Annotated in this window: 1 protein-coding gene and 1 pseudogene; both read right to left on the bottom strand. The window is 35.2% G+C overall.

The features are described 5' to 3' along the window. Positions 1–550, bottom strand: a 550-nt coding sequence (locus NI455_RS15330; protein ID WP_253114882.1) for a recombinase family protein, incomplete at its 3' end; no start/stop codon positions are given. Between the two features lie 185 nt (positions 551–735). After that, positions 736–1,134: pseudogene (locus NI455_RS15325) on the bottom strand (LysR substrate-binding domain-containing protein); the annotation flags it as partial. Between the last annotated feature and the right edge of the window lie 98 nt (positions 1,135–1,232).

The following is a 1,232-nucleotide window of genomic DNA, read 5'->3' as shown; positions in this document are numbered from 1 at the left end:
CTTCCTTAGTCATATTGCCAGCTGCTAGTAATTCTTTTATTCGTTTGTGCTTAGCCTCATTGGCTTTCTTACCTGTTGGCTTGTAACCCGAACGTGCCAGGCCCTGCTTAATACGTTCTATACGTTTCTCATTGTCTAGGCGAGCCATTGTTGCCAGGAGATCAATCAACATATTATTAATGAGTTCTAGGATTGAATGAGTAATGGTGTCACTGGTTTGAATCATTTGGTAGGTAGTAGGAAGATCTGCCACAATTAATCGAAGTCCTTTCTCCTGAATCCTGCGCTTCAGCTCTTGAAAATCTCGTTGGGTTAGGCGTGATAAGCGGTCAATACTTTCAACTAACAAGGTGTCACCTTGATTTGCTTCTGACAGCAGCTTATTCAATTCAGGTCGGTCTAACTTCGTACCACTATAGTTTTCCACGTACACAATGGTTTCACCCAAATTCAAGTTTTGGTTTAGATCCTGAAGAATCTGCAAAGCCCTTTTTGCATCTTGATCTTTAGTTGAAGCTCGTAGATAAATACGTGTATTCATTTCTATCATTTAATCTTAATTCTATTAGATTAATGATAACACTATCATTTAATTATTGCATTAAGTCTAATGATAGATATTGTATGCGATTTGGCTCGCTATCATTCAGCTATACTCTTTTGATAAAAAAAGCATGACTAAAAGCCATGCCTTGGGAATTCGTGTAACGCGTATTATGTTAATTTTAAAAAAAATTAAGAATCTAATTTATAAGATTCATGAATAGCTTTAACACAATTCCCAATGAGCTGATCATTACTTTTTTTCCAAATCAGTTTAACTTCGGATTGATTATTTTGATCATTAATTGAGATTAGTCTTACGTCTCTAGGAAGAACTGTGGAAAATTCTTCCGGTACGATACATATACCAAAGCCATTTTCCACTAAATCCAATTGTGACAATTTTCTTGAAGATATTCTTGCTCTTTTCTGCGAGAAGCCACTACTTAAACAAAGATTAGATGCTAAATAACTTAGGCCTCCACGTTCAGCATGTGGGGTTGAAACGAACCTTAAATCTTTTAAATCCCTTATATCTACAATAGTTTTATCATTAAAATTTTGATCAGAGGCTGATACAGCTACATATAAAAATGATCTCTGTACACGACAAATTTCACAGAACCCTTATCCTATCAGGATTCTGCTTTCTTAAAATTGCCAAAATTTCCTTAAACTCTTCTTTTTTC

Source organism: Acinetobacter lwoffii (genome assembly GCF_024129435.1).
Classification (GTDB): Bacteria; Pseudomonadota; Gammaproteobacteria; order Pseudomonadales; family Moraxellaceae; genus Acinetobacter; species Acinetobacter lwoffii_F.
Note: the sequence above shows the minus strand (reverse complement) of the source record. Positions and strands in the feature narration are given on the sequence as shown.